We start from the raw sequence: 25,063 nt of genomic DNA on the forward strand, positions 1-25,063 counted from the left end.
TAAAAAAACCGCCAATGAAGCGAATTCTTTGACGGTTTAACTTTAGACATCAACCAACCAAAGATGTCTAAAATGTTTTATGAATTTTACTTGCTGGTACTCATCAATTCTATTAACAAATTAATGCAAAGCTAGAATAGGTACATCGCTATCATAACCAATTTCCTTAATTAGAGGTCTAGAAAAAACATTACCAAAAAAGAAATGTTTACGGTTAATGAAAGACACCATATCACTTTCTCTACTTTCAATAAATGTCTGAATACCTTTACCCAAATTCTTTTCTGTAAGTGAGTGAAATTGGTGTGCAGTCTCACTTAAGATAGATGATAATAATTTTTTATTGCTTAATTGGGTTTCAGTAAGTTCTTTATTCTTTTCTAAATGTAATATGGCAATTTCAGCATTATGCATTTTAGCCAATTCTATAAGGTATCTAAACTCCGATCGTTTATAAGCGTCTTTAAAATCTGTCGGAAAAACAATCTCTTTAGGTGACATAAAAGATACATGTTCGGGTATAGCCAATACAGGGCATTCCCTTATTTTTTCCATAGCCATAACTGTATTACTACCAAATAGTACCCCTTTTAATCCTGTAGCACCTTTGGTCCCCATGGCAACTAAATCGATATCTTTTTCTGCTATAAGTTTTTTAATAGCTTCTGATAGAAAATTGGAAGAAGATACGGTGTAATAATTGTGTTTAGGGTTGTCTATATGTAAAGCAAGCGTATCTATTAACTTAACAAAGTTCTTTTCAGAATCTTGTTTTGCTTGTTCAAATTCAGCACTGCCTTCTTCGGGTATATTTAGACTATTAGTAGTGTACTTTTCAAAACTAAAAACATTTAAAAGATAGAAGTCACAGTTTAATTTTGCGTATAAATCAATAGTATATCTAATTGCGTTCAATGCATTCTTAGAAAAATCGGTAGGTATTAGAATACGCTTATTCATTGTTTAATGATTTAGATTGTTCTATAAAAATATAATCTTAGCAATTGATGTACTATGATAAATATCAGTCTTGTACCGGTAGAATTAAAAACGGAATAGTGGCATAAATACTTAAATCCATGATTACGGGTTCATGTAAAAAACGCTCAAAGAATTTTCTTCTATGATACGCCATTGCCAATATGCTAATCTCTCTTTCAGCTATAAAATCTTGAATAACATTTGCCTTATCGGCATAGTTCCAGATCTCATCATAGCTATGCGGTGTATTCAGTAAGCAAGTATCTAATAGTTTTTGGTTAGACACTTGTTTAGAGGTCATTACTTCTTCTTCATTAATGTGCAGCACAGCAACAGATGCATCTGAAATTGATGCGATCTCTAAAAGCATAGGAATAGAGCTTTTAGTACATCCTTTTTTATAATCGGTAACAAAAGCGATTTCTTCAATAGGTTTAAAGGCTATTTCTCTAGGTATGGCCAGAATAGGACAGGTTGTAATAGTATTTGCAATTTGTATGGTATTACTGCCCATAAATAATTCTTTGGCGCCCGTTTTACCTTTGTTGCCCATAACTACCAAATCGATATCATGAGTATCTATCGTATTAGAAATTACACTAGCAAGACTACCTTTACTAGAAATAGTATTGAATTTGTGTATCTCTTTACCAGTATCAAGCACAATTTTATGCGCTGTTTTTGTTAAGTTTTCTTGAGACAGATTCTGTAAATGTTCCATCTCTTTCTGCCCTTTTAATAATGCATTTTTTGCACTCAAGACAATATCATCATAAGCATGAACTATATGAAATGTGCATGCTGTTGATGCAAAAATTTGGGTAGCATAAAAAAGGGCGTTATACGCTTCATTAGAAAAGTCTGTTGCTACAAGTATGTTTTTAATGTTCATATTTTTTATTGAGGAATTACTAAAAATGGTACTGTTACATGAAAACCGATTTTCTTAATTACGGGCTCAATAAACAAGCGTTCTAAAAAGGTATGCTTGTTTTGTACCATGACTAATAAGTTTATTTTTTGCTTAATTTGAAATTCATTTATTGCCGCTATAGTCTCATTACTACTTACTTCATGAAAAAATCCGCTTTCAGATAATACTTTAGCTAATTGTTGTTTATTTTTTTCTTGAACAGGTGTAAGGTCGTTACCTGTATATACATGCATAACATTTACCTGCGATACATGAGAATTGGTGATTTTAAGCAATTGTGCCAAGCTTTTTTTATCTAGTGATACTTCAAAATCATTAGGAAAAAGAATCTGCTCTGGTGCTTCAAATTCAAAACCAGATGGAATGACCAAAACAGGGCATTTGGCATTTTTAATAATATGAACGGTATTAGTACCCAATAAAATTTCTTTTGCACCTGTTGCGCCTTGCGTACCCATTACCACAATATCTATACCTTCAGCCTCTACGGTTCTGGTAACCTCGCTAGAAAGTACATTTAGAGCAGAATGCGTAATAAAAGTATGTAAAGGATTTTCAAATTCTTTTTGTAATTTTTCTTTCAGGTTTTCAAGGTTGTCTTGAGAATTCTGTTGAACGATATCTCCAAGACCTATTTGCGCAGGGCTCCCCATTAAATATTCGGTATGGTAAACTGGTGGCATATAACTATTAAGAAGATAAAAAGTACATTTTATATCTTTATATAAGGTGAGTCCGTAACGTATTGCAGTTAAAGAGTTTTTAGAAAAATCTGTGGGTAATAAAATACGTGTCATAGTACTGTCATTTGATGAATTAAAATTAGGCACTGTAGATCACAAATAGTATGATATTCGTCATTACCAATCTTTTTATTAATACCTATTATTAAGGAGTAAATACAAATTGATGAAAATGAAATTTAGAAAGACTATAGGTTCTGCCACCCCTACGTTAGTTTATTTTTATGCGACTTGGTGTGTACCCTGTAAATTATTAAGACCTCTGGTAGACGAGGTGGTGGGGGAGTTGGGTGAAGTAATAAACAGCATTGAGGTAGATGTAGAAATTAAGAAGGGAATTGTAAAAAGATATAAAATAAAAGGTGTACCGACTTTAATACTATTTAAGAGCGGTACACCCCTTTGGCGACATACTGGTGTTATGCCAGTTGAAGATATAAGAATAGCCATTAAAGAACATTTGTGATACTTTTATTCAAGCTAATCAATACTATTCGTGTATCACTAAAAATGGAACTTTCGTATGATAGCTAATTTTTTCAACGGTCGGTCTAAATAGAATACGCTCTAAAAAATTAAGGTTTTTGGCGACCATAATGAGCATATCTAAATTTCTACTTTCGGTAAAACATTGTACGGACTCATCTATATGTTTTCCGGTAACTTCATGAAAGGTGCATTCCATTTCCTTATAATAATCAAGCAATAAATTTTTAATTTTTAGTTGATTGGCATTTAGCTCTTCACCTTTACTAGAAACATATAACAATCGTAAAGCAGACTTTTTTAGTAGAATGATATCTTTGATGGTATCAAGTATTCGAACGTCGTAGGATAAATTTAAATCGGACGGAAAACCTATTTCTTCAACTTTTTCATAAGTAGCATCTTCAGGCACAGCCATTAATGTGCATGGTACTTTTGTAATAACATTACCAGTATTGCTGCCCATGGATACAGATTTAAGACCAGATGCCCCTTTTGTGCCCATTATTATAAGTTCAATATTCTTTTTTTTGACCAAATCTTTAAGCTGATCCGTTAGAAAACCATAGATAGCTTTAAAATGAAATTCATGCTTAACGTTTAATGGTAACTGCTCTATTTTTTTGCTAAGCGCTTTAAGTTGCTCTTTACTTTCGGCTAATATCGTTTCCTCAAGAATATCTGGGGCAATGAACATGGCGGCTTCTCCACTAACATTGGTATCAATGGCATTAACATGTACAATATGAAAAGTGCAGTGCGTTTTCTGGTAAAAAGAAATTCCGTACACCAATGCATTCCAAGCGTTATCTGAGAAATCTGTAGGGATTAGTATATTTTTCATTGTAGTAGTTTAAATATTAGAAAAGATGATGTGTTATTGGGGTAAGAATATTACCGGAATTTTAGAATGAAAAGCTATTTTTTTAACGACAGGTTCGCCTATAACATTCTCCCAAAAAGTATGCTGATGGCGTAGTATGGTCAAGAAGCTTGCCTTTTTCTCTTCAGCATACTGGTCAATACTCTTAGAGATATTGATTTCAAAAGGTATGTTCTTAAATTTAATATCGAACCCAGATAACCGTTCCTTTAAAACTTCTTTATGTGCCTCTTGATGAACATTTAAATTGAATTCTATAGCAACGTGTACTATTTCAATATTGGCACTCCAAAGCTTACTAAGCTCGATAATGGGGTTAAATAAATTTTTCGTGTAGGGTGCGCTAAAATCAGTCGCAAAAAGTATCGATTGAAGACTTTGAAAGTTAAAACCGGTCGGTACCACAAGAATGGGAATACTTTTTATAAGATTCAATACTTTTACAGTATTGCTACCTAAGAAAACTTCTTTGGCACCAGTGGCACCTTGGGTACCCATAATCAAAATATCGATATCGTTCTCTGTAAGAACAGATTCCACTGCATGTTCTAAATTTCCTGGTTTTGATATCGTCGTAAATTGGTGCTTTGCATTTTTGTGGTTTATTCTAAGATATGAAAGTACTTCCTCTAACTCTTTTACCGAGTATTTAGAAAGCGAATCATAGATAACACCAAGTCTCTGTTGGGTTTTAGAACCCATCATGTTTAATGGCGAAGGTTCAAAAGCGTGCAATAAGTAAAAATGACAATCTACTTCAGAGTATATTTTTAATGCTGTAAAAATGGCGTTCCAGGCATTATCAGAGAAATCTGTAGTAATCAATATCTTTTTCATAGCAGTATATTTTTAATTAACGGGGTAGATTTTGCATTACCAAAAACGGAATAGTAGGTGAAAGACCAATTTTATCAATAGTTGATTGGTACAGTAAATCTTCTAAAAAAGAATGTCTTGAGTTGACCATCACTAGTAAATCGATATCGTTCTCCTTAATATATTCAGTAATCGCATTTGCCCTATTATGAACACCAGTTCTTACAAATGACAACCTAGCATTTGGCAAAGATTCTTCTAAGAATTTTTTGTTATCTAGCTGTCTAAGACTTAAGTCTTCAAAATCAGAGATGTACAAGCTCAGAACTTCTGCTTTGAATTCTCCTGCCATAATATCTAGCAGTTTCAATTCTCGACGTTTATAAGGAAGCATATAGTTACTAGGGAAAAGTATTTTCTTAGGTTGACTATAATCATATTGATCAGGTACAGCCAAAACGGGACATTTCACATACTTGAACACTTGTACAGTATTGCTGCCAAAGGTTATTTTAGAACTGGCTGTTTTACCTTTGGTACCCATTATTATTAAGTCAATATTTTTTGAATCTGCAAAATCATTAATAGCATCGACTAAAGATTCGAAAGAAGAAATTCCTTCGTATTTATGAAGTGGATTGTGCGTTTTTGTTTGTGTATCAATAACAAGCTTGTTTAATTTTTTCTCAGATTCATCGGCAATACTATTCTTTTGTTTGTCGAATGTTTCCTTATCTACATTGTGGTAAGGTCCATAAACTTCATCTGCATAGGCATGTATAAAATAGAAATTGGTGCGTTCACATTTAAAAACATTAAGGGCATAAGCAATCGCGTGATATGCATTGCTCGAGAAGTCTGTGGGAATGAGAATATTTTTCATGGCTTTCGTTTATTGATACTTTAAAAGTATTGGAGAGGGCGAAAAAAACCTATGATAAATATCATGAAGGATAAATACACAAACCCTGTATATCTATTTAGTCGCTCTCCAGGTTACTATTTTTTTTACGCTACCGGCAATCGTTTCGCCATAGAATGGTTAATGAATTAGGTATAGAACTGATTTTAAAAAAGCGCACTTGTTCAATAAATTTTTATAAGCTGAGATTTAGATATGGATGATATTTGTCATAGTAAAAGCCTGCTCAACTAAGTACATTAGTGAAACATTTTAAGAAATAGAAACCAAAAATACGTAGCGATGAATAGATTAAAAGATAAAGTAGCCGTTATTACAGGTGGTACAGGTGGTATTGGTTTGGCAACTGCCAAACTATTTTTAGAACAAGGAGCTAAAGTTGTTTTAGTAGATATTAATGCAGCTGCTATTGAAGAATCTCGAGCTAAATTTAATAATAAAAACGTTTCTTTTTTTCAGGCAGATGTTTCTAAAAAAGAGGACACTTTAAAATTCCTGAACCATGCAATAGCCACTTTTGGCAAAATAGATATTTTCTTTGCCAATGCCGGTATTGAAGGCACACCAACTTCGATAGCGGAATATCCAGAAGAGGTATTCGATAACGTAATTGCTGTAAACTTAAAAGGGGTTTGGCTGGGTTGCCAATATATAATTCCTAAAATGGAAGAGGGTGGTAGTGTCATTATAACATCTTCAGTTGCCGGCTTAAAAGGGTTTACAGGTTTAGGTGCGTATTGTGCTACAAAACATGCAGTTGTAGGTATAATGAGAGTAGCCGCTAATGAAAATGCTAGTAGAAAAATACGAGTAAATACCATACACCCTGGTCCGGTTGATAATGATATGATGCGTAGATTAGAAAGCGGTATGGCTCCCGATAATCCAGATGCTGTAAAAGACGGATTTACGGCGACAGTCCCTTTTGGGCGTTACGCTACTTCAAAAGAAATAGGAGAATATGCCTTGTTTTTGGCTTCTGATGACAGTAAATATATTACCGGATGTACACATCGAATTGATGGTGGTATGTTAAGTGCATAAGCACTAAAAGAATAAGATTGAAAATAGTGAAACTTGAATATAAAAATGGTAACATTGATATGTTTAAGTTTTTTATTTTAAAATAGTACCTTAGAATTAAATACAACACTCATGATCATTCATAATTTAGGCGACGAAAATTCAATACTAAATACTTTTATTTCAGAAATACGAGATAAGCACATTCAAAAAGATGCCATGCGTTTTCGAAGAAATATAGAACGAATAGGAGAGGTGTTAGGTTACGAAGTAAGTAAAGAATTAGAATACACCGTTAAAAATGTTACTACTCCGCTTGGTCACAAATCCATGAATTTAAGTCAAGATCAGGTAGTTATATGCTCTATCTTAAGAGCAGGTTTACCCTTACACCAAGGACTTTTAAATTACTTCGATAATGCTGAAAACGGATTCATATCTGCATTTAGAAAGCATGAAGGCGATGAAGATGATTTTGAGGTGATTGTCGACTATTTTGCGGCACCATCTTTAGAAGGTAAAGTACTTATACTTACAGATCCTATGTTAGCAACAGGCAGAACTTTAGAAAATGTTCTAGAGGGATTAAAAAAGCACGGAACACCCAAGCAAATTCATATCGTGTCGGTGATAGGATCCCAACAAGGCATTGATTTTATTGAGAACATTTTCCCTCAGAACACACATTTATGGATCTCTGCAATTGACCCAGAATTAAATGCTAGAGGTTATATTATACCAGGTATCGGCGATGCTGGTGATTTGGCATATGGACAGAAATTATGATGATATGTTCTTTTTAGAACGCTTTATCCCTTTTACAAATTCATACCAAAGTACAGAAACAGCACCTATAAGAATAGTTGTACCTAACTGAGCTATGGATAAAGGTTCAAACTCAAAAAAACGCGTTAATACGGGGACATACATTAATGCTAAAGAAAGTATGATGGTAAGACCTATAATCAACGGAACCAAATTATTCTTGTATTTCAAGGTTGTAAATATCGAATAATAAAAAGATCGGTTTACCAAAGTCAAAAAAATATTGGCTACAATTAAAACCATAAATATCATGGTTCTAGTAGCATTCTCAGAGAAGCCGACAGCCACTGTATATTGATAAATTACTAATGCGCCAATAGTTATCGCTAAACCCTGTAAAACACTTGTCGTTAGTTCTTTGTAATTGAAAAAAGTAGTAGAAAAAGGTCTCGGTTTTTTAAACATAAGGTTCTTTTCTAAAGGTTCGTTTTCAAAAATTATAGAGCATGTTGGTCCCATAATTAACTCTAAAATAATGACATGAGATGGTGAGAATATATTCGGATAAATCCACCGTAATGCTAGTGGAATAAATACCGTAAGGATGATTGGTATGTGTATAGAAATGATATACTGAATTGCCTTTTTCAAGTTGGTGTATATTTTTCTGCCCATGGCAACGGCATCAACCATTCTTGATAAGTCATCATCAACCAAAATCAATGAAGCCGCTTGTTTTGCAATTTCAGTACCTTTTTTACCCATGGCAATGCCAATATGCGATGCTTTTAAAGCCGGACCGTCATTTACGCCATCGCCCGTCATGGCAACCACCTCATTATTTTTCTTTAATGCATTTACAATTCTCAGTTTCGCATCGGGAAACATTCTAGAGAATACGTTGATGTCTTTTACTTTCTCTTGTAATTCGGCATCTGTAAGTTGCATTAACTCATCTCCAGAAATACATTTTTCGAATCCTTTAAAATTAATCTGTTTGGCGATTGCCATAGCGGTATTTGCATTATCACCGGTAACCAGTTTTACTTGTATACCTGCATTGTCAAAGTCTTGCAGTACTTGTGAAATATTATCTTTTGGAGGATCGTAGAAAGCGATAATTCCCTTAAAATCAAATTTAAAATCTTGCTGCTCTTTCGGGTAATTTTCTCCTTCAAATATCGCTCTACCTACCGCAAGCATTCTATAGCCATCTTTACCTAATGCTGTAAGTGTGTTTTGAATGATTTCAATTTCAGAAGTAGTCAAATTCGATACCGCTATAATAGCTTCAGGGGCACCTTTGGCGGCAATAATTTGGTTACCTTCTTTATTCTGAAAAACATGGGTCATCATGGGCGGCTTACCACTTAAGGGGTATTCATGAACCATTTTATAATTGGGGCGTTCATCGTTGTCGGTTAACCTACCGTATTCATTATGAATGGCAATTTCCATAGGGTCAAACGGTATAGGTTCACTCGCCCACATAGAAGTTGTTATAAGCTCTTTTTCATTGCCGCCTAATATATCTTTAGTGTCTACTATGTTACCAGTCTTTAAGGTAAACAGTTTGGCTAAAGCCATTTTGTTCTGTGTAATAGTACCTGTTTTATCAGTACAAATAACAGTTGCACTGCCTAAGGTTTCAACTGTCTTCATCTGCTTTACCACAATACCCATTTTCATTAATCGCCAGGCGCCTAATGCCATAAAAGTGGTAAATGCAACAGGAATTTCTTCGGGTAAAATACTCATGGCTAAGGTCAATGCCTTTAGTAAACTGTCGAGTATAATGCCCGAACGCAGATAGTTTATTCCCCAAACCAATAGAAATATAACTCCGCCCCAGATGGACATTAATTTTACGAAATTGAAGATTTTAAGTTCCAAAGGTGTTTTTTCTTCGGTGATATCTTCAAGGCTTTTTCCTATTTTTCCGAGTTTGGTTAAGTTTCCTATTGCGGTAATTTGAGCAATGGCTAATCCGCTGGCTACGGTACTCCCTGTGAAAATTAAATTATCAGTACTTGTAGCATCCTTATATACAGAAAGAGATTCTCCGGTTAATATCGATTCATTTACAGAAAAATCATTTGAGTGAACTATAACACCATCCGCAGAAATGGTAGTGCCTTCTTCAACCATTAGATAATCACCAACAACAATATCTTGACTATCAATTTCAACAACTACACCGTTGCGTATGACCTTACTTTTAGGGTGGGTAAGATTTTCGAGATTCTCTAAAGCCTTTCTACTTCTAGAATCTTGGTATAATGATATGGAGCCCACAAGAACAATGGCAGAAGCTAAGAAAACGCCATCACCATAATTACCAGTTATAAAATATATAGAAGAGGCAATTAGTAGTAAAATAACCATGGGCTCCTTAGCAATGCTTTTTAAGGCATCTAAAAAGCTATTTTCTTTCTTATAATTAAAAGAATTTAAGCCATGTTCTTTTTTAGAAGCTTCAACCTGTTGGTCTGTGAGTCCGGTAATTCCAAAATCTTTAGGGTTGATCATGTGCTAGTTTTGGTTCCATTGAAATTAATAACTACTAAAGTATCTGAAATCTTTAGGTAACTCCCTGATATTTATCATATGTTTTGCGGCTATAAGTTTGCAATTTTATAGTATAATAATCTTAAAAGTAAACTATAATGGAAACTGCCATGAGTGATATAAAAATAATAATGAAAGAAACATACTCTAAGTTAGTTACGTTTAAGCGTAAAGAGAATAGAGAATCATTTAATAAAGAATTATTAAAAGTGTTGCCTCAAATTTACCGGTACGTTTCTAAAAGATTGAATAGTGCTGTAGCCAATGGCAAGCTGAATAAAGGTATGTTTAACCCGAGCGATTTTACCGATCAACTGTTTATTGAGGTATATGATAATATCGATGATATAAAAAGTGAAAACGAGTTACATGTTTTTCTATTTAAAAAAGTAGATGAGTTATTAGAAGATAGTTTGGTAGAAGAGGAGTTTGATCATGTCTTTTTTGATAATATAGATACCTATTCTAAACCAGAATGGGATGCTATGGAAGAAAATTATACGCAAGATGGAGATGGCGATTTTTTACTATTAGAAGAATTGGATGACAGTTCTTTAGACAAAACGAATTATACCCTTAATCATGTCTTTATAACTGATGAAGAAAAAAAATTGGCAGATAAGCTAGATGCATCTTTAGATAAAGAACGTATCTATAACCATATACAGCTAGTGTTAGATAAAATGAACTTACCAATGAGAACGGTATTTGAACTCTTTACAAACGAAGGTTTAACGACCGAAGAAATAGCTGATATTCGTAAAACAACATTAGATCAAGTAGAAGAACTATTAGCTTCGGCAAGGCTGTTGCTTAAAAATAGTTTTGAAAAACGATTTCTTATAGATAGCAATTAGTGACAAAAAAAAGCTCTCATTTTAATGAGAGCTTTTTTAATACATTTATATGATATATTATTATTTATAATTCTGTTACTCTAATTTTTCCGGTTATCTCGTTGATGTTAATTCTAAAAACAATAGAAGCATCTTCTGCATCAATTTTAGCGGAAAATTCACTTATACATTTTGGATGTTCTCCGTAATTATCAGCTAATACTTTTTTAACTCCCTCAGAAAACTCATGAAGCATATGCTTGGCGTCAATTCTAGAAAGTTCTTCAAAAGTACCTTGAACCAATACAGATTTCCAATTAGAAATGGAAGCAATCTCATCTATAGACAGACAAACTGCAGTGTTTTTTCTCATTTCTTGAATCTTATGTCCTTCAGAAGAATAGCTTGTTATGGTATTGGTTTCTGAATCGTAGAAATACGTAATAGGTACAATATGTGGGCATCCACCAGAAATATAGGCCAGTCTACCAATGTAGTTTTGCTTCAGTAATGTAGCACATTCTTTTTCATTTAAATTTCTTCTCATGACCTATTGTTGTTTGTTGATTTGATAAAAGTATAAATCATTGAATTAGTGGCACATGATATTCGTCAGTAGTTGAAAAACTTTGGTGGACAACGAATTCTAGTTCAACCCCAACGAATACTAAAAGGTACCCATTTTACAAGTAGTTCGCAGTTAGATTTGACTTCAAATAATAATAATCTAAAATTACGATCATGAAACTACTTTACACATTTTTACTGTGTTGCACCATCTTCTCAGGCTTTTCTCAAGATAATGATAGTCCGTATTTATTGGTATCTACAGAAGATGCGGTCATACCCTTAAAATCTTCAAAAACAGAAGTTGAAATATCTGGTACTATTGCTCATGTTCGGGTGACACAGTTATATCAAAATAAAGGGGCAGGGGCAATAGAAGCTACATATGTTTTTCCTCTTTCTACTCAAGCAGCGGTTCATAAAATGCAGATGACTATTGGCAACCGTATTGTAAATGCTAAAATATTTGAAAAGCAAGAAGCCCAAGAAGTTTATGAAACCGCTTTGAGCGAAGGCAAGCGAGCAGCGAAGTTAGACCAAGACAGACCCAATGTGTTTAAAATGAACGTAGGTAATATTATGCCTGGCGATGAAATTGCTATAGATATCTATTACACAGAAATATTGGTGCCTGTAAATGGGGAATATCAATTTGTAGCACCAGGTGTTGTTGGTCCTAGGTTTACTAGCGAGAGCACTCTAAACGAAGAGAGTTTCAATATGCCATACACGGCAAAGGGTATTGCAGATAGTTTTGATTTTGATATGACAGTGACCTTAAATGCGGGTATGATCATTCAGAATATAAACAGTACAAGTCATAAAGTAACTGTAAAGCATCCTGATGCGAAAACAGCAGAAGTCTTTTTATCCGAAGAAAATGAGAATCCTTCGAACAGAGATTTCATATTGAATTACAACTTAAGAGGAAATCAAATACAAACAGGGTTATTGATGTATGAAGGGGAAGATGAGAGCTTTTTTACTTATCAAATGGAGCCAAGTAAGAATGTAGAATTAGATGATATTCCGTCACGAGAGTACTTGTTTATTGTAGACGTATCTGGTTCAATGAACGGATACCCATTAGAAGTATCAAGACAATTAATGCGAAACCTACTTTGCAATTTACAAATGAGCGACACCTTCAATGTTCAGTTATTCGCTTCTAGTTCAACTGTTTTCAGTGCCACACCGGTAGAATCGACTGAACAGAATATTGAAGCTGCCATTCGTTTTCTGTCTGATGGTCAAGGCGGTGGTGGTACCGAATTATTGAGTGCATTGCATGAAGCATACAGATTACCAAGAAAAGATTTGGGCAGTGCCCGTTCAATGGTCATTATTACCGATGGCTATGTAAGTGTTGAAAAAGAAGCTTTTGAGCTGATCAGTACTAATCTAGACAAAGCCAATGTATTTACCTTCGGTATAGGTTCTAGCGTCAATAGATATTTAATAGAAGGTATGGCTAAAGTGTCGAACAGCGAATCGTTTATTGCAACGACATCAGAAGAAGCGGCAGAAGTAGCTAAAGACTTTGCAGAATATATTTCTACGCCATTATTAACACGAGTAAAAATTGAATCGAAAGGCTTTGATATGTATGACCTTGCTCAAAAGAGTATACCAGATGTATTTGCTGCTAGACCGGTAATTATTCACGGCAAATATAGAGGCAAGGCTGAGGGTAAAATTATTGTAACCGGGTATCAAGGTAAAAAACGATTTAGAGAAGTGTATAATGTATCTGACGGGCACTTAAGCAAGTCGAATAAAGCATTACGTTACTTATGGGCAAGAAAGAAAATAGGGGAGTTAGATGATTATAGTAACCTATTTAATGAAGACGTAAAAGCACAAGTAATTGAATTGGGATTGAAATACAACTTACTTACCAACTACACCTCTTTTGTAGCTGTGGATGAAGCCATAGTAAATGAAGATGGCACATTTACTAAAGTAAAGCAACCATTGCCAATGCCTAATAATGTAAATAATTCAGCCGTAGGTGCAGAAGCTGAGGTCAAAGAAACTAGTAAATTCAAACGCACTTTTACCATAGATTTTGAAAACGAAATAGAGAAGATTGTAAAAAGACAATTAACGATGGAGTTCAAAGTAATGTATAGCAAACTGGTAACTGAGTACTTAGAAAAGTATGAAAGCCTTCGTATAAAATTCAATGCAGAAGGTAAGGTGATACGTGTAGAAAAATTAGAGAATGGAAGCTGGACAGTTGATGAAACCATTCAATTAGAATTGGAGAAAATCAGTTTAAGGTCTCTTAAAAAAGAAATGACCATAACTCTGAAAGGATAGGTAGTTAGTTTTTGTTAGTTGGTTCTCCGGAGGGAGAAGAAGACCTGTGAGATTTGTAAAATCTTGCAGGTTTTTCTTTTGTAATAAACTCAATAAAGAACAGGTTGAGAATAAATAATTACAGCATGTTCAACGAATACTAGATGAGGTACTACGAATACTAGAAGACCCACTTAAAAGCCCTGTCTCTACTGTAATTTAGTAGTGTAGAAAGAAAACAACTTAAATAAATATCATGAAAAAATTAATCCTAATCGCCTTTTTATTCAGCACTTGTATCACCAATGCGCAGCAGTTCGAATTAACCGATACCTATGATATCACAAACCAAAGAAGTAGTGGTCAAGAAGACGAAGACACTTGGTTGGTAGATGTAGTAGCATCACAAAATCCAGAAAGACATGTGGCGACATTGGCCATTGCCGATTTCGGTTTGTTAGATGAAATACGCATCTCGGTTTTAAGCAATCCGGATTTAGAAGATATCAATGAAATTTTAAAAGTAACACTAGCGTATAACGCCTGCTGTTCAAGCACAGAAGAATTCTATTATTTGGTAAGTAATGACAATGACTTTATCGCGCTGCCAAGTATTAAAAACGAGTATGCCTACGAACCTATTTCAGACATACACTACATTTTTCCTAACCAGTCATTTGGTAAAGAAGGAACCATATTAAGAGCAGCATTGGAATACACAGAAACAGCTACAATTAAAGATATTAAAGTACTTAGAAGCATTGCCTGGAACGACGATGATTTTGATACTGAAGACGCTATAACAGCAATTAATTATTAATAACCCTTAAAATTTAGAATTATGAAAAATTTAAAGAAAAGTGCCTTATTCCTATGCTTATTTGCATTTGTAAACATGTTCGCCCAAAGTGTAGAACAAGTAGAATTTGAAGTAATGGATAAAGATATTCCTGCCGAAGAACTAACGTATGAGTATTTATTGGCTCACAAAGTATTTCTTCGCGAAAAGCCATCTATTAGAAGTAAAAAAGTAACACTTCTAGATATCGGAACTAAAATGGTATTGTGGGAAAAAAGCATGTACTCTAAAGAAATAGATGGCATCAATAGCCACTGGTACCGAGTAACCACAGAAAACGAAACCGGATGGGTTTGGGGAGGGATGATTGCTCAAAAATCTTTCGGGAGTATTGCAGACAACCAAGTAAAGTTTGTTTATGGGTTTGAAAGTAGTGCTAAAAACGAATCGGGAGTTACAGAGACAAAATTCCAGTTACGTGCCTTTAAAAACGGACAACAATTAGATAAAATGGTGTTGGATAGTCTTGCTGCGATTCCGGTTCATATTGAAAACCACGGTAGTTTAGGTTTGTTCAATGTTGAAGATGTTATCACGGTAGATTTAGCAGATAAAGATACAGGTTACCAAGTAGGTAAGAGCTACTTGTTCTGGAACAATGGTAGATTCAAGAAAGTGGCAAGTTTAATAGACTATGCAGATACTAATTATTTAAAGACCGAGTCTTTTGTTTTTCCGTCTGATATGCAAGGTGTTAAGAGTACTATTTTGTTGAAAACGACCATTACAAAAAATATTAAAACCTTAGATGATGCTTTGGCTCAGAATAATGTTGAATTCATCACCACGAAGTATGTATGGAACGGGTCTAAGTTGACTAAAAAAGAAGAAGTTCGTGAAATTAAAGATGATGCTGTAGTAAGTATAGAATTTTAAAAAACAACTATGAACAAGTGTTTAATTATAGTATTGGTTAGTGTGCTAATGCTTAGTAGTAAGAAGCCGTTTTCGCAACAGTCGGAGGCGGCACTTACTTCACCTGCCAAAAAAGAAAAGGTACAAGAATCCATCGTTTTTATTGCTGGTTTTGATGAAGGTGATAACACCTATTACAGCAATGCGACCCAGTATTTTGAGAACCAAAATTTACAAGTTGTAGACAGTTTATATACTATTGATGAAATCATAAATTATATAAACAGAGCAGGGGTACAGCACCTAAAGTTTAAAGAAATACATATTGTAAGTCACAGTAATGCCTGGTTGGGCATGTCAATGAAGACTACAGAAACTGGTGAGCGTATTACCGTAAAAAGTTTACAACAAGCAATGCGTGCCAATAACATCGAAACCATCTGTGATGGTGTTACGAGCAATTCTAAAATTATTTTTCATTCCTGCGGATTAGGAGAAAATCAACCATTACTTCAAGAGTTGAAAAATACCTTTAAAGCTGATGAGGTTGTAGCATCGCCCTATTTCAATGTATTCGGCGGCAAGTATGCAGAACATTATTTGGCAAAACCTTATTATGGTTACTACCCAACAGCAGAATCTTTAGGTCCGGCGCATTTATCCAAAGAGTTCAAGCAAGCGTATCCAACGGTTAATATCGATTGGTTTACCGCACTAAAAACAAGACACGAATCTTCGTTTGGTAAAGCCTATAGTTTCAAATTTAATATTCCGGTAGATTGGGAGTTTACTTTTGATTCCGCTAGCGATATACTTACTTTAGAAGGCAAAGAAGAAATAATGGATTGGATTTCAGAATCCCCAGAAATGGCTGAGGTATTATTTAAATTGAATATTCCGATAGAAAAATTTAGATGGAGAAGTACTGTCCAAGGAAATAAACTAATAATAAAAGGAAAAACAACCGTACTCTGCGTATTGGCACCTATTTTGCAGGCTAATGATACCACTGAGTACCAAAACACAAACATACAAGACCCATTATTATATCAAATATTATAGACTTAACAACGTTAGATAATTACTTAAAATAGAACACATATTTGAATCTGCTTAGTAAATACTTCTTATTGGTATTTTGTTTCTTTGGAACAATGTACGTAGCTGCGCAAAACAGTCAGCTACGCGCATATACCATTGCAGATGGTTTGCCACAATCTCAAGTTTATGATGTGTTGCAAGATGAAATGGGCTACCTATGGTTAGGAACCCAAGGTGGCGGATTAGCAAATTTTGACGGAGAAACCTTTGAAGTATGGAACGAAAGTGACGGATTACTGTCTAATTATATTGACGCCTTACATACCGGAAACGATTCCCTTTTTGTGGGAACCAGAAAAGGACTTTCTATAAAAGTAAAGAACAACTTCGTAAATTTTAATTCTCCACAAATTCTTCAATTCTACACTGCTGAAAATGTGCTGTATGTGGGTACTAAAAAGGGACTCTATAGTTATTCTAAAAATAAAGAATTAAGTAAGGTTAGTATTAATCCTGAAATAGATTCCAGCGAAATTAATTCCATTCTGTTTGATGGAAATTACTATTGGCTAGCTACTAATAACGGACTGTGGAAATTGAATGCATTGAGTGAATCAGCTGCTGAAAAGACTAAGGTTGAGGTAAATAACTTTAAGTCTGTCATTCAACATAATAACAAAATACTGGCAGCGACTTTTGATGATGGCGTTTTTATAATGGACAGCGAGAATACTGATAATCAGTTTCTAATGCCAGAGCCTTCTCGTATAAATTCAATGTCCATTCAAAATACAGATGAGCTTTGGATAGCCACTGATAATGATGGTATTACGGTGGTAGAAACCAATAAATTCTCTGAGCTAAAACGACTAAATAAATCTAGCGGATTAGCGACTCCCCATATCAGAAAAATCATAAATGATGACAATGGCAATCTTTGGATTGCGACTTCTGGTGGCGGACTCTTCAAATACTTTCAAAACAACTTTAAGCATTACGACCAAAGAACCGGTTTAAAAGGAAATCGTATTTATGCGGTACATAATGCCCCAGACGGATTATGGTTTTCATCCTCAGAAGCAGGGTTAACGAAAATAGATTCTTTGGGTATTCAACCCTTACCAAATGAAGGTTCGTTTTTCGATGTAAAAATTAAAACAATCGATAGCGATGCAAAAGGGAATATCTGGGCAGGTTCAGATAATAGGGGACTCCTATTTCGGGAGACCAAAATGGTAGATAGTTTGGTGTTCTCATCAAGTGAAAATTATCTCATTCATATTGATACGGTGTCCATTGAAAGAACCGCCAATCATATCATAGATGAAAGCAAAGGTTTTCCGTCAGATTGGGTACGCATCGTAATTGCAGAAGAAGATTTTATATGGGCAGCGACCTATGCTCACGGTATCGTAAAATTCAACTACTATTCGGACAACGATAGTTTAGTTGTCAGAAAGACTTTTTCCAAGCGAAATGGCATTACAGATATGCTGATAAAAGGCATGGTTAAAGGTCCTGATGGTAAACTCTGGTACTCCACACAAAATGGTCATTTGGGCTATATAGAAAATAATAAGGTGACCAGTATCGAGACAGGCTTAGAACAACAAACCGCAATCGGTACTATTTTGTTCCATGACGATACCATGTATTTGGGTACATCGGGTAAAGGTATTTGGTATGCGAACAGTAGCAATCCCGTAAATTTTCAACAGTTGCAGGGCGCTAAAAAATTATCTTCAAATAATATCTATCAGCTCATTTTTGATGACCAAGGTTTTCTGTGGGCAGGTTCAGAAAGGGGAGTCGATAAAATAGAATTAAACAAAGCCAATGAAATTGCCGACGTATATCACTTTGGTAGAAATGACGGATTCTTAGGCATAGAAACCTGCTTAAATGCTGTTGATATAGATACTAATGGCAATATTTGGTTTGGTGCTATTTACGGGCTAACCAAACATATACCTAGCGATGGTAAAAAAGCTTCAACAGCACCAAAAGTTTATTTTACAGGTGTAGAGGAGCGTTATAAAAGTATAGATTCCATTGTTCTAAAAGACTGGACGAATAGTAACAAAATACTGCAATTAACTCCTGAGCAAACGCAATTAGGTTTTTCGTTCAGAACAGTAGATGTTGACCACCCTAATGAAGTAGAATACAGAACAAAATTAGATGATACCGATTGGAGTCCGTGGGTGAAGGAGAACAAGCAAAATTTCGCCGGACTCGCATATGGTGCACATACCTTTTCCGCGCAATCTAGAAATTACAGATGGCAAGAAAGTGAGCCTATCAAATTCAGCTTTTTCATTGATAGTCCGTTATACAAAAAAGATTGGTTTCAATGGTCGGTTTTAGCATTGGCGATATTGGTGTTATTGGGTATTGGTTTGTTTTATATCCGTAAGATAAAAGCAAAAAACAAAGCAGCCCAAGAGCATTTAAAAACTCAGAATTACCTATTGACTTTAGAGCAGAAAGCACTGCAATTACAGATGAATCCGCATTTTATATTCAATGTATTGAATGGGGTAAAAGCAATGGCTGGCAACAAGCCAGAAAAAATGGATGCCACCATCAACAGCTTTGCCATATTATTGAGAGAAACATTACAGAATTCTAGAAAAGAACACATAAGTTTAGACCAAGAAATAAAGGCATTACGACATTATGTAGAGGTAGAGCAATTGATGGCTCAGCAGCCTTTTGAATGTTCTTTTAATATAGACACCAATCCCGATGCAGAAGAGATATTGATTCCGCCAATGTTAATTCAACCTTTTGTAGAAAATGCAATTCGCCACGGAATATTAAAAGGAGATAAAGCAGGAAAACTTGAAATAGGTTTCACGACCACAAAAACACATTTACAGTGTAGTATAATTGATAACGGATTAGGTATTTTTAAATCGCAAAATGAAAAGCCAAAAACAGACCATCAATCAATGGCATTGACAGTGACCAAAGAACGATTAGAATCAATAGCAGGAAAGAATACCCTGCACATAAGTGAAATCCAGAATGAAGACGGTAGCATTGATGGTACCAAGATTACCTTTAAAATTCCCTTACTAACAGATTATTAAAGACCTATGCATACAGCGATAATAGTAGAAGACATGATTGACGCCTTAACCCTTTTAAAGAAGGATATAGAGACGCAACATCCAGATATTGAAATTATCGCCACGGCACAGAGTGTAGTGGAAGCAGCGAAAGTGTTACGCAAAAATCAGCCCGATATTCTGTTTTTGGATATTATGTTAGGCGATGGTACAGGCTTTGATATTCTAGAGATTTTTCCCGATTTAAAATCCAAGATCATATTTGTAACTGCAAGTGATGAGTTTGCGATCAGGGCTTTCAAATTCGCAGCTATCGATTATGTGTTAAAACCGTATTCTAATGACGATTTAAGCTTAGCAATAGCTCGCGCAAAAGAGCAGTTGCAGCCTAATAAAGAGCGTTTGCAGATTTTAAAGGAAACTATAGCAGCACCAGAGAAAAAGCCAGATAAAATATCGCTGCATACGCTAGATCAAATTATCATCGTGAGTTTAGATGATATTATTCGGTGTGAATCGGATAGTAATAACACCATTTTTCACCTTCAAGACAAACGCAAGATATTCGTAACAAAGACCCTAAAGTACTTTGCAGATTTATTAAGTAGTCACGATTTTGTGCGCGTACATCAAAGTCATTTGGTCAACCTGCAATGCATCAGTGCCTATATAAAAACCGATGGAGGTTATTTAATGTTGAAAAATGGGGAAAATGTGCCAGTATCTGTCCGTAAAAAAACTGAGATTATTGATATTTTGGATAAGATGCATAGGTAAGGGAATAGAATATGATGATTACTTTAAAACTCATAAACATTTAAACTAATTTTTAGAATTGACAGAAACTCTACATTTAATTTCCGAGAGACTAAGAGTTGATATAATCATTGCATTCGGGTTTTATACTATAGTATTCATTTTGATTGTGGGTATAATACATCTATTACTTAGCTGGGTAAAAAACGAACTAAAAAAATGAGAGAGATAGATATACTCTTTGTGGATTGGGGTTTTTCAAAAAATGATATTTCCAAAATTATTTCTGAAACTAAGAACCTACAAATATTTAATATTCAAAACATTATTAGAAAAGAGTCTCAGGATAAAAGTGAAATAGGCAACGAAATTCTGAAAATTATAAGTAATGGAGAACTACTTAACAATAAGCTCATTGAAAAGTTAATAACCAAAAATTTAAGAGAATCTACTGAAAATTTATTATTGATATTTTATCCTAACGTCGTTGAACAGTTTCATGAATTACAAAGAATAATTGTTAAAGAAAAAATAGTCTTAAACAAGATTTGGTACTTTAGGCATAGTGATTACTTGGAATTTATGAAAAATCATTTCGAGTTGCCAATGAATAAAAAGTACCTAGATAAATTCGGTAATAAGTTAACGGACGAATGGATAAAAATGTTTCAAAAAAGAAGAGAAAATATTAATATCATTAAAAGTGTTGCTACATCAGTGGAATGGATGGAGATTGAATTGCATTATTTATCTCTTTTAAATTCTGAATACATAAATAAGCGAATAAAAGAATGAATTTAACATGTACTCATTTAGAATGTTATCCTTGATTATTAAAAAACAGTTTCTTTTTTCGATTTTTGTATTGATTTCTATGCAACTATTTGCACAAGATACTTTGGTTTTTAATCAGGTTGAATCAGAGTATAAAAAGGAGACTGGCAAATACTTTGTTCACAAGGACTGCAAAGACTTATCAAATAGTTGGGATAACAATTCATGTTCGAAGAAAAAAATTACGGACCATATTTTCAAATACTTTGATTGGGAAAAAATAGAAAGTAAGGAGATAGAATATAAAATTTGGTTTAAATTTTACTTTAATGAGGAAGGATTAATTTCAAAGTATGAAATTCAAACTGATGAATTAAAAGTAAAATCTCAAATTGTAAAACTCTTGAATCCAATATTATCCGATTTTTCTTTGGTGGACAATAATAATCAACCTATAGCGGGTCAGTACGGCTTTCCTTGTCGAATCAGTTTAGTTAAATAATTAAAACCAGCCCAATCCCAAATCCCCTTCACCATCCTTCCGAAGAACAGAAAATCAAGGGGCTAATTTTCCATTATTCCCAAAAACATCATTTTCCGTTATATTTTATGTTAAGGTTAACATAATTGTTACAAAACCCTGTCTATTTTTAGAGGACTAGAATTTGAAGGTTGAAAATGACCTTTTAATCTTCTGGTATATTTTAGTTTTCATATCACATTAAGAGAACCAAAATATTACGAATTGAACTCACTATATATGTTATTCTTTGGGGTTGCATATTCGATTATAAAGAACCAATTTAAAACGAACACATGAAAAGAAGAGATTTTGTACAGTACGCCGGGTTGGGTGCCGGAGCATTAATGATGCCGTCATTATTGCTAGGAAAAGACATCCCGACGGAAGCTTTACTAGAACCTGGTATGGATGCCTTGATTAAAAAGAACATGGCAGATGTTGCCCTAAATACGGCAAAGTCCTTAGGCGCTACATATGCTGATGCTAGAATAGGCAGGTATTTAAACCAATATGTGTTCACTAGAGAAGACAAAGTACAAAACGTAGTAAATACCGAATCTTTTGGTATTGGTATTCGTGTTATCGCAAATGGTACTTGGGGTTTTGCATCAACAAATAGTGTAACCGCAGACGGAATTAAGAAAGCAACAGAGCAAGCAGTTGCTATTGCAAAGGCAAATTCTAAAATTCAAAAAGAACCGGTAAAGCTAGCTCCCGTAAATGCATACGGAGAGGTATCTTGGAAAACTCCGATCAAAAAAGATTTTAAAGAAGTTCCTGTTTCAGAAAAGGTAGACCTTTTATTAAGTGCCAACGCTGCCGCTTTGGATAACGGAGCAAACTTTGTGAATTCTGCCTTATTCATGGTGAACGAGCAAAAGTACTTTGCATCGACCGATGGTTCTTACATTGATCAAGATATTCACCGCTTGTGGCCAACCCTAAGGGTAACGGCTGTAGATAAGGCTGCGGGTACTTTCAAGACCAGAGAGAATATGAGTGCTCCCGTAGGTATGGGCTATGAATATTTAGACGGATTGGAATCCGAGAAATTAGAAGGTCCTGCAGGGTTGCGTTTATACAGAAATAGCTATGACATGGTTGAGGATGCTACTATGGCAGCGAAACAAGCTAAAGAAAAACTAACGGCAAAATCTGTTGATGCCGGTAAATATGATTTGGTTTTAGAACCGAATCACCTAGGGTTGACCATTCATGAATCTGTGGGTCACCCATTAGAATTGGATCGTGTATTAGGCTACGAAGCCAATTACGCCGGTACAAGTTTCGCCTCTTTAGATAAATTAAAATCGGGCAATTTTAAATACGGTAGCGATATTGTAAACCTTGTTGCAGATAAGACTCAAGTTGGTTCTTTAGGCGCTGTTGGATATGATGATGAAGGAGTGAAAGCTAAGAAGTGGGATTTGGTACGTAACGGAGTATTGACAAACTTTCAAGCGATACGTGACCAAGCACATATGATCGGAGAAGAGGAATCTCACGGTTGTTGCTACGCACAAAGTTGGGACGATGTTCAGTTTCAACGTATGCCTAATGTTTCTTTAGAACCAGGTAAAGACAAGTATTCTATATCAGAAATGATTAAAGATGTAGAAAAGGGAATTTACATAGCAGGTCGTGGATCGTATTCTATTGATCAACAACGTTACAATTTCCAGTTTGGTGGTACTGTTTTTTACGAAATTAAGAACGGAGAAATCGTTGGCATGTTAGAAGATGTAGCATATCAATCGAATACCCAAGAGTTTTGGAATTCATGTGTTAAGATTTGCGATAAAGATGACTACCGTTTGTTCGGTACATTCTTCGATGGTAAAGGGCAGCCTTCTCAGGTGAGCGCTGTATCTCATGGTAGTTCTACTGCCAGGTTCAATGATGTAAACGTAATTAACACTGGTAGAAACATTTAATTGTTTCACGTAAAAAAGACAACAATGGCAATTTATACAAAAGAAGAAGCAAGAAAAATATTGGAGAAAGCATTGAGTTTTTCCAAAGCCGATACCTGCGAGATAAATTTAAGCGGCTATAATAGCGGCAATATCAGGTACGCAAGAAATACAGTGTCTACATCAGGTTTTAGTTCAAACCAAAGTTTGGCTGTACAATCTAGTTTTGGTAAAAAATCCGGAACGGCAACTATAGATGAGTTCGATGATGCATCATTGGAAAAGGTGGTGAGAAGGGCAGAAGAATTGGCGCAACTTTCTCCAGAGAACCCTGAGTTTATGGAGCCATTAGGTCCGCAGATGTATGATGAATCGGTAACGTACAGTGAATCAACAGCAAATGTAACTCCGGAATATCGAGCAGAAGTAGCGAGTAGTAGTATTGTTCCTGCGGATGCAAAAGATGTTACCGCTGCAGGCTTTTTAAATGATTCTGCAGGCTTTAGTGCCATGATCAATTCCAAGGGACTATTCGCTTACAACCAATCTACAGGTGTAGAATTTACGGTAACCATGCGTACCAATGATGGTACAGGTTCTGGCTGGGTATCAAGAGATTTCAACGATGTAGATAAGTTCGATGCAGATGAAGCAGCAAAGACTGCTATTGACAAAGCAGTACTTTCTAGAGAGGCAAAAGCAATAGAGCCGGGTAAGTATACTGTGATATTGGAACCAGCTGCTTCGGCAGATTTGTTGCGTAACATGTTCCGTTCCTTAGATGCCCGTTCTGCAGATGAGGGTAGAAGTTTTATGTCTGCAGCAGATGGTAAAAATAAGATAGGAGAGAAAATAGTTGACGAGCGTGTTAATATATATTCAGATCCATTGAATACTGAGGTGCCAACGGCAACTTGGAACGGTGAAGGACAGCCATTAAAGAAAACCAGCTGGATTGAAAACGGAGTGGTCAAAAACTTAGCGTACGACCGATTTTGGGCAAAGGAAAAAGGTGTTGAGCCAGTTCCTTTTCCGTCTAACGCAATTATGACCGGTGGTGATGCCAGTTTGGAAGAGTTAATTAAGAGTACTAAAAAAGGAATTTTGGTTACACGTTTATGGTACATACGTAGCGTAGATCCACAAACCTTATTGTATACGGGACTTACAAGAGATGGAACATTCTATATTGAAAACGGAGAAATTAAATACCCTGTAAAAAACTTCAGGTTTAATGAGAGTCCGATAATCATGCTGAACAACTTAGAAACCCTTGGTAAGCAAGTGCGTATAGATGGTAATTTAATACCATATATGAAAGTTCGTGACTTTACGTTTACGAGTCTTTCAGATGCAGTATAATTGATATTTTGATTAGGTAAGCTGGTTGTTTGTGTTGTATCACAACAACCAGTTTTCTTTTTTCAGAATGAATAAAAACAC

At 35.0% G+C, this 25,063-nt stretch carries 22 protein-coding genes; 14 read left to right on the forward strand and 8 right to left on the reverse strand.

Annotated elements, in window-relative coordinates; genetic code table 11:
• Positions 1-120: 120 nt before the first annotated feature.
• From CLV90_RS16280 to CLV90_RS16290, 3 genes are all read right to left on the reverse strand, one after another.
• Complete coding sequence (locus CLV90_RS16280) at positions 121-960, reverse strand: universal stress protein (protein WP_133688576.1); 840 nt, start codon at positions 958-960, stop codon at positions 121-123.
• 64 nt (positions 961-1,024) lie between these two features.
• Positions 1,025-1,873: a universal stress protein gene (locus CLV90_RS16285; protein ID WP_133688577.1), complete on the reverse strand. Its 849-nt coding sequence runs from the start codon at positions 1,871-1,873 to the stop codon at positions 1,025-1,027.
• Positions 1,874-1,878: 5 nt separating this feature from the next.
• The gene (locus CLV90_RS16290) at positions 1,879-2,712 is read right to left on the reverse strand and encodes a universal stress protein (protein WP_133688578.1); all 834 of its coding nucleotides are present in this window, start codon (positions 2,710-2,712) and stop codon (positions 1,879-1,881) included.
• Positions 2,713-2,830: 118 nt separating this feature from the next.
• Here CLV90_RS16290 and CLV90_RS16295 point away from each other — a divergent pair, with 118 nt between their 5' ends.
• A complete protein-coding gene (locus CLV90_RS16295) occupies positions 2,831-3,124 on the forward strand; it encodes a thioredoxin family protein (protein WP_166638608.1) in 294 nt (97 codons plus the stop codon).
• Positions 3,125-3,148: 24 nt separating this feature from the next.
• Here the strand turns inward: CLV90_RS16295 and CLV90_RS16300 are convergent, their stop codons facing one another.
• From CLV90_RS16300 to CLV90_RS16310, 3 genes are read right to left on the reverse strand one after another with little or no spacing between them, the layout of a single operon-like run.
• A complete protein-coding gene (locus CLV90_RS16300) occupies positions 3,149-3,988 on the reverse strand; it encodes a universal stress protein (RefSeq protein ID WP_133688580.1) in 840 nt (279 codons plus the stop codon).
• Positions 3,989-4,021: 33 nt separating this feature from the next.
• Positions 4,022-4,864: a universal stress protein gene (locus tag CLV90_RS16305; protein WP_133688581.1), complete on the reverse strand. Its 843-nt coding sequence runs from the start codon at positions 4,862-4,864 to the stop codon at positions 4,022-4,024.
• A gap of 16 nt (positions 4,865-4,880) precedes the next feature.
• Positions 4,881-5,726, reverse strand: a complete 846-nt coding sequence (locus CLV90_RS16310; RefSeq protein ID WP_133688582.1) for a universal stress protein — start codon at positions 5,724-5,726, stop codon at positions 4,881-4,883.
• Between the two features lie 321 nt (positions 5,727-6,047).
• Here CLV90_RS16310 and CLV90_RS16315 point away from each other — a divergent pair, with 321 nt between their 5' ends.
• On the forward strand, positions 6,048-6,809 hold the full coding sequence (locus tag CLV90_RS16315) for an SDR family NAD(P)-dependent oxidoreductase (RefSeq protein ID WP_133688583.1): 762 nt from the start codon (positions 6,048-6,050) through the stop codon (positions 6,807-6,809).
• Between the two features lie 111 nt (positions 6,810-6,920).
• Positions 6,921-7,574, forward strand: a complete 654-nt coding sequence (gene upp / locus CLV90_RS16320) for a uracil phosphoribosyltransferase (protein ID WP_133688584.1) — start codon at positions 6,921-6,923, stop codon at positions 7,572-7,574.
• On the opposite strand, the gene CLV90_RS16325 is transcribed toward upp, so the two are convergent.
• A complete protein-coding gene (locus CLV90_RS16325) occupies positions 7,569-10,082 on the reverse strand; it encodes a cation-translocating P-type ATPase (RefSeq protein WP_133688585.1) in 2,514 nt (837 codons plus the stop codon). The two genes, upp and CLV90_RS16325, sit on opposite strands and share 6 nt — an antisense overlap.
• Positions 10,083-10,252: 170 nt before the next feature.
• On the opposite strand from CLV90_RS16325, the gene CLV90_RS16330 reads away from it, so the two are divergent.
• Positions 10,253-10,978, forward strand: a complete 726-nt coding sequence (locus CLV90_RS16330) for an RNA polymerase sigma factor (protein WP_133688586.1) — start codon at positions 10,253-10,255, stop codon at positions 10,976-10,978.
• Positions 10,979-11,042: 64 nt separating this feature from the next.
• On the opposite strand, the gene CLV90_RS16335 is transcribed toward CLV90_RS16330, so the two are convergent.
• Positions 11,043-11,504, reverse strand: coding sequence for a pyridoxamine 5'-phosphate oxidase family protein (locus CLV90_RS16335; protein ID WP_133688587.1), 462 nt, complete (start codon positions 11,502-11,504; stop codon positions 11,043-11,045).
• A 194-nt stretch (positions 11,505-11,698) separates the two neighbouring features.
• Between CLV90_RS16335 and CLV90_RS16340 the strand changes: the two genes are divergently transcribed.
• From CLV90_RS16340 to CLV90_RS16385, 10 genes are all read left to right on the forward strand, one after another.
• Complete coding sequence (locus CLV90_RS16340; protein ID WP_133688588.1) at positions 11,699-13,846, forward strand: VIT and vWA domain-containing protein; 2,148 nt, start codon at positions 11,699-11,701, stop codon at positions 13,844-13,846.
• A gap of 235 nt (positions 13,847-14,081) precedes the next feature.
• Complete coding sequence (locus tag CLV90_RS16345) at positions 14,082-14,645, forward strand: hypothetical protein (protein WP_133688589.1); 564 nt, start codon at positions 14,082-14,084, stop codon at positions 14,643-14,645.
• Positions 14,646-14,666: 21 nt separating this feature from the next.
• Positions 14,667-15,560 carry an SH3 domain-containing protein gene (locus tag CLV90_RS16350; protein WP_133688590.1) on the forward strand — a complete coding sequence of 298 codons (894 nt, stop codon included), beginning with the start codon at positions 14,667-14,669 and terminating at the stop codon, positions 15,558-15,560.
• Between the two features lie 9 nt (positions 15,561-15,569).
• Positions 15,570-16,601, forward strand: a complete 1,032-nt coding sequence (locus CLV90_RS16355; RefSeq protein WP_133688591.1) for a hypothetical protein — start codon at positions 15,570-15,572, stop codon at positions 16,599-16,601.
• A 92-nt stretch (positions 16,602-16,693) separates the two neighbouring features.
• Positions 16,694-19,675: a ligand-binding sensor domain-containing protein gene (locus CLV90_RS16360; protein ID WP_133688592.1), complete on the forward strand. Its 2,982-nt coding sequence runs from the start codon at positions 16,694-16,696 to the stop codon at positions 19,673-19,675.
• Between the two features lie 6 nt (positions 19,676-19,681).
• Entirely contained in the window at positions 19,682-20,431 is a 750-nt protein-coding gene (locus CLV90_RS16365) for a LytR/AlgR family response regulator transcription factor (RefSeq protein WP_133688593.1), read from the forward strand.
• Positions 20,432-20,629: 198 nt separating this feature from the next.
• Positions 20,630-21,205, forward strand: a complete 576-nt coding sequence (locus tag CLV90_RS16370) for a nucleoside monophosphate kinase (protein ID WP_133688594.1) — start codon at positions 20,630-20,632, stop codon at positions 21,203-21,205.
• Positions 21,206-21,284: 79 nt separating this feature from the next.
• A complete protein-coding gene (locus CLV90_RS16375; RefSeq protein ID WP_133688595.1) occupies positions 21,285-21,686 on the forward strand; it encodes a hypothetical protein in 402 nt (133 codons plus the stop codon).
• 314 nt (positions 21,687-22,000) lie between these two features.
• Entirely contained in the window at positions 22,001-23,641 is a 1,641-nt protein-coding gene (locus CLV90_RS16380; protein ID WP_133688596.1) for a TldD/PmbA family protein, read from the forward strand.
• A gap of 24 nt (positions 23,642-23,665) precedes the next feature.
• Positions 23,666-24,982 carry a TldD/PmbA family protein gene (locus CLV90_RS16385; RefSeq protein ID WP_133688597.1) on the forward strand — a complete coding sequence of 439 codons (1,317 nt, stop codon included), beginning with the start codon at positions 23,666-23,668 and terminating at the stop codon, positions 24,980-24,982.
• The last annotated feature ends 81 nt before the right edge of the window (positions 24,983-25,063 follow it).

The sequence above is a fragment of the Maribacter spongiicola genome, assembly GCF_004364165.1.
Classification (GTDB): domain Bacteria; phylum Bacteroidota; class Bacteroidia; order Flavobacteriales; family Flavobacteriaceae; genus Maribacter; species Maribacter spongiicola.